This window comes from Bradyrhizobium sp. P2_E8 (genome assembly GCF_056403875.1).
This window is the reverse complement of the sequence record NZ_JBFUES010000484.1, coordinates 1-5,568: the sequence shown is the minus strand read 5'-3', so window position 1 is coordinate 5,568 and position 5,568 is coordinate 1. Positions and strand designations below refer to the sequence as shown.

The following is a 5,568-nucleotide window of genomic DNA, read 5'->3' as shown; positions in this document are numbered from 1 at the left end:
AAGCTTGTGGTGCTCACTGAAAAGGGCAGGCAGATCTACGATGCGGCTGGCCGCCTGCAGGTCCCGTGGGTCAACGGCCTGTCGGATGGGCTGTCAGTGAAGGAGGTCGAGATCGCCCACCGGGTGCTCAACGCTCTGCGTGATCGACTCGAAGGAACCGGCGAGGATTGATCATGCAGCAGCCTTACGCCACGCGGCGAACCGCGTTCAGCGTCTCGATGGTGCGCCCGACCTCGGTCGCCGGGCACGGTCTGCCGAAGTAATAGCCCTGCACCGCGGTGCAGCCGCATTCGCGCACGAAGTCGAGCTGCTCCTCGGTCTCCACACCCTCAGCCGTGGTCTCGACGCCGAGCACGGAGCCGAGGCTCGCGATGGTGCGGACGATGGCGACGCTCTCCGGGCTTTCGCCGAGCGTGCCGACGAAGGAGCGGTCTATCTTGATGCGGTCGAACGGAAACTTGCGCAGATAGCTCAGCGAGGAATAGCCGACGCCGAAATCATCGAGGCTGACGCGCACGCCGAGTGCGCGAAGCTGGTGCAAGATCTCGATCGTCGCCTCGCTGTCGTCGAGCAGTGCGGTCTCGGTGACCTCCAGTTCGAGCCGCTGCGGCGGCAGGCCGGCCTCCGCGAGCGCGCTCGTGACCATCGCCGCCAGCCCGCGCGAGCGGAACTGCACCGGCGACAGGTTCACCGCGACCGTGACATCGGGCCAGGACGCCGCGGTCGCGCAGGCCGTGCGCAGCACCCATTCGCCGATCGGCACGATCAGCCCGTTCTCTTCGGCGATCGGAATGAACTCGGCCGGCGAGACGAAGCCGCGCGAGGGATGCTTCCAGCGCAGCAGCGCCTCGAAGCCGGTGAGCTCGGAGGAGTCGAGCCGCACCTGCGGCTGGAACACCAGGTGGAATTCACGCGCCTCCAGTGCGCCGCGCAGATCGTGCTCCAGCGCGTGCCGGCTGCGGGCCTCTTCCTCCATCTCGGGTTCGAACAGCTGATAGGCGCCGCGCCCCCTGGCCTTGGCCTGGTACAGCGCGAGGTCGGCGCATTTCATCAGCTCGTCGGCATCGAGCCCGTGATCGGGCGCGATTGCGATACCGACGGAGGCGCCGACATGGATCGACTGGCTTTCCAGCGGCGGCGGGTGGCCGATGATCTCGACCAGGCGGCGGGCGAGCTTTTCGGCCGACTGTGGCTGCGGGCCGCGCTGGAGAACGGCGAACTCGTCGCCGCCGAGGCGCGCGACGGTGTCGTGCTCGCCGACATTCTCCTTCAGGCGCGCGGCGACCCAGCGCAGCAGGCGATCGCCGGCGGCATGGCCAAGCCTGTCGTTGACGGTCTTGAAATTGTCGAGGTCGAAGCACAGCACCGCCATGGCGCCGCCGGCGATCGCGACCTGGTTCAGTCCCTCGCCCATCTTCTCGCGGAACAGCGTGCGGTTGGGCAGGTCGGTGAGTGAATCGTGCCGGGCCATGTGCGCAACGCGGGCCTGGGCCTTGTGGCGCTCGGTGACGTCCTCATAGGTGACGACCCAGCCGCCAAGCTCCATCCGTTTGTGGTTGAGCTTGATGATACGGCCGTCGCTCAAATGGCGGTGCAACGTGTGCTCGCCCTCGCGCAGCCTTTCGACATAGTCGGCGTAGAGCCTGGCGCCGGTCGTGTTCGGATGGATGCCGAGCTCGCAGCTGTGATCCATGATCTCGCGCATCGAAATGCCCGGCTTCACAACGTCGGGCGATAGCCCGTACATCTCGATATAGCGGCGGTTGCAGACGATCACGCGCAGGCTCGAATCGAGCATGCACAGGCCCTGACTCATGTTGTTCAGCGCCGCGTCGAAGCGGCGATACTGCTCGCTCAGCTCCTCGATCGCGCGCTCGCGCTCGGTGATGTCCTCGTAGGTGGCGACGAAGCCGCCCTCGGCCAGGGCGCAATAGCGCACCGAGATCACGGTGTCGTTCGTCATGCGCCGGCGCATCGGCGAGGAATCGCGGTTCGCGATCCGCGCGCTGGCGGCTTCCAGGAGCTGTTGCGGGCTGTATTCCGAAGCGAACGCGCCGTTCGCCATCGATCGTTCGATCAGCTCGCCGAGATGCGTGCCGGGCCTGGTTTCCTCCGGCKACAGCCAGTAGATCTTGCGGTAGGTGGTGTTGCAGACGCGCAGGCGCATGTCGCTGTCGTAGAAGGCGAGCCCGTGCGCCATGTTCTCCATCGCCGCGTCGAGGATGAAGTTCTGCTGCCTCAGCGTCTCCTCGTATTTCAGCCGTTCGGTGACGTCTTCGTGCACCGTCACCCAGCCGCCGTCGGGCAGGAAGCGGGAGACCGCCTGCACCATCCGCCCGTCGTAGCGCATCACCAGCAGCGTCTTCGCCTTCTGGCCGCGCACGTCCTCGAGCCTGGTGTCGCGGAATTCGTCGGCCGACATGCCCGGCGTATTGCCGCGCGAGAGCCAGTGTTCGATGGCCGCGCTGTGCGTGACGCCCGGCTTCACGATTTCGGGGTCGAGGTTGTAGAGGTTCAGGAAGCGTTCGTTGCAGACGACGAGGCGGCTGTCGGCGTCATACATGATGAGGCCGTGCGACATGTTGGCGAGCGCATGCTGGCTGCGTTCGGTCTGCACGCGCAATTCCGCCTCGAGCCGGGCGAGGCGGCTGACGTCGTCGCAGATCGTCATCCAGCCGCCGCCGGGAAGCGGCTTCAGCTCGAGTGCCATGACGAGGCCAGTCGACAGCCGTTGCTCGGTACGGAACGGCTTGCCGCCTGCGATTTGCGCGATCCGCGTCGAATACAGCGTGTCGAGCTCGCTTTCCGGAAAATTCCCACGCGTCGCGCTGTGCGCGAGCACCTCGCGATAGCTCGTGCCCACCCGCACGACATCGGCCGACATGTCGAACAGGCTGAGGTAACGCTGGTTGACCAGCACGATCCGGTTGTCGGCATCGTAGACGCAAACGCCCTGCTCCATGTGGTCGAGCGCAAGCTGGCTCAGCGCGACCAGGGCCTCCGGGCCCTGCTCGCGGCGTGCACCAAGCTCGTTATCGCAGGTCGACGTCATGGGGTCGGCGTGATCTCGGCGGGCAATCGACTTAACGCAGCGTAATTCGAGCACCGAGGGTAACGAAGACCCCGGAAAATTCCCTTAAGCGCAGTAGTTTACGGAGGGTGACTGGCGATGGAGAGAGTGCGTGAGGCGAGCGCGCGAGTGCGAAGGTAGCTGCAAGCTAGAGTTGGGCGGAAGCGCGCGACAAATCTCAGTCCCGTAGCCCGGATAAGCGCAGCGATATCCGGGGCAGTCGTTCCCGCATGTCGCTACGCTCATCCGGGCTACAGGGACGGATCGATCTCCTACGGCCCGTAGAGCACGAGTTCCGTGTCGGTGAGATCGGCGAGCTGCGGCTGGTGCGGGCCCTTGAAATATTTGCGGCCACGCTGCTCAGTATAAATACCGACGAGGCCGGGAACGGGGCCGTTGGCATCGAGAGCCACCGAGATCTTGCCGAGCCGCAGCAGCAGCCGGCCGATGCGGCCTGCGCAGGCGGCGTACTCGGCGGCGCTGCGGCAGTAGATCAGCTTCATCGCGGGCGGCGCGATGAAGCCGCGGCGGATGCGCACCGGTTGCAGGATGAAGGGGAAGGTTCCCTGCGGCGTGCGGCAGACGAGGCTGAGGCAGTTGTAGCGCGCATGCCGCGTCAGCAGTTCGGTCTCGGCCTCGGAAAGTCCCTCGATCGTCTTGGCGTGCTGCGAGACGACTTCGATCTTGCTCCAGCGCGGGGCCCGCGCGAACGCAGGCACCGAAAAGAATATGCCGCGGCAATAGGCGCGAAAGCCCTGCGTCTCGATGATAGGCCAGGTCCAAGGCGCCGGGCTGATGTTGAGATAGGTCACGTCCTTGTGCCGCTGCGCGATCTTGGTCAGCAGCGGGGCGTAGTTGCGATAGGCCGGATCGACATACCAGCTCGACAAATTGCACTGGATCGCGGTCTCTTCGCAGTCCTTTCGTGCCGTGTAGATCAGCAGCAGCACGCCGACCGGCGTGCCGTCATTGTCGAGCATGTAGCCGAAGCGCGGATAGCCCTCCGGCACGGGCCGGAAGGCCTGCCGGCGCAGGCCCTGCATCCAGTAATTGCGCGAGCGGCCGACGAAGCCGCGCGTCAGCAGGTCCGCGACCGCATCGACGTCGGCCTCGGTGATCTCGCGGCATCTGACCTTGGTGTGGATCACGCTCGTCTTACCCGTGGAAATGGCAGGCCTCGTTTGGTCGATCGTCTAAGCATGATCTTTTCGGAAAACCGCTTCGCACTTTTCCGGRTCATGCTCTAGCGCCAGCCCTCGCCATGGGCATCGGCCGCGACATGCGGCTGCAGGCCGAGGATGTCCCGCACCTTGGCGGGCCAGGCCGAAAGGTCTGTGCCGTGGGTGTGGAACATCGCGACCGCGAGCCTGTCCATGCCGAAGGCGACGCAGCCGGTGTGGGCCGGCTCGCCATTGGCGTCCTGGATGCCCCAGGTCGTGCCGAAATGCTCGCGGTGATAGTTGAAGCTCATGCAGGCGGTCGGCTGCTCTTCCGAGCGCAGCGGGATCAGGAGCTCGAACTTGAGCTGCTGCTGCTTCTGGCTCACCGCCTTCATCTGGCCGACGCGGCCGAAGAAGGGATCGCTGGCATAGTCGACGCGGAAGGTCAGGCCGAGATCGCTGGCGATCGCCTGCGCGCGCACCATCCAGCACTCGCGGAAATCGGAAACGTCATCGGGCGTGCCGATGCAGACATATTCGCGCATCCGGAACGATTGCAGCCGGTCGAGATGTTTCGACGGCTCGCGGCGGAAGCAGTCCGCGGCGACGTCGAAGCGGAGGCCGCCCTTCGGCAAAGGTCCGCGGCTCGCCGCGATCGGATAGACGGGGTAGCAGGCGGCCGGCGACAGCACGAGGTCGGCCGGCGAGAGCGACGTGGTCCAGTCGCCGCCGGCGTCGAAGCGGCTGACCGCGGCGTTGATCTCGCGTTCGGTGCCGTGCAGGCCGCAGACGCAGCCGAGCAGGTTCGGAAAGCTCTTGAGATAGCCCGACTTCTCGAGCTGGGCGCGGCTCATCACCGGTGGAAAGCGCAGCGCTTCGGTGCCGGCTTCGCGATGGCTGGTGATCAGCGCGGCGAGCCGCTCGACGATGCCCTCATAGAGCGCGGTGCGGGCATAGACGCCGTCCGAGCCCATGCTGTGGAACAGCTTGTCGGCGAGATGATCGAGCGGATCCGAGATTTGCGGCGCGGTGTCAGGCGAGTTGGGGAGAACAGCAATGTTCATATTCGACTTCCTGCTATCTGAAATTGTTCTTATTGGGCGAAGGCACGTCAGTCTCGAAAGCTTGTCAGTCCCGAAGGCTCGCCGGAATGCCGCTCATCAGCGTCGCGGTCGCGGCGTTGGCCAGAATACGGTCGTTGTTGATCATGATCGGCGACGACAGCACGTCGCGCAGGTGACGGCCCATGGTGAATTCGCCGTCGTTGCGGTAGCCGGAAAGGCCCGCGGTGCGCATCGCATGCATCACGGTCTCGACCGCGAGTTCGGAAGCCTGCAC

Annotated in this window: 3 protein-coding genes and 1 pseudogene; all 4 read right to left on the bottom strand. The window is 65.4% G+C overall.

Translation table 11 applies throughout. From position 1 onward, the window contains the following. Positions 1 to 184: 184 nt before the first annotated feature. On the bottom strand, positions 185 to 3,052 hold the full coding sequence (locus AC1D00_RS24290) for a PAS-domain containing protein (protein WP_477012393.1): 2,868 nt from the start codon (positions 3,050 to 3,052) through the stop codon (positions 185 to 187). Between the two features lie 290 nt (positions 3,053 to 3,342). Next, positions 3,343 to 4,218, bottom strand: coding sequence for an acyl-CoA acyltransferase (locus AC1D00_RS24285; protein WP_477012392.1), 876 nt, complete (start codon positions 4,216 to 4,218; stop codon positions 3,343 to 3,345). A 95-nt stretch (positions 4,219 to 4,313) separates the two neighbouring features. Further along, positions 4,314 to 5,294, bottom strand: coding sequence for an amino acid--[acyl-carrier-protein] ligase (locus AC1D00_RS24280; protein WP_477012391.1), 981 nt, complete (start codon positions 5,292 to 5,294; stop codon positions 4,314 to 4,316). A gap of 64 nt (positions 5,295 to 5,358) precedes the next feature. Continuing rightward, positions 5,359 to 5,568 (bottom strand): annotated as a pseudogene (locus tag AC1D00_RS24275) (acyl-CoA dehydrogenase family protein); the annotation flags it as partial.

Coding starts and splice junctions, on each gene's coding strand:
- AC1D00_RS24280 (WP_477012391.1), bottom strand. CDS start 5,294: ATGAACATTGCTGTTCTCCCCAACTCGCCTGACACCGCGCCGCAAATC.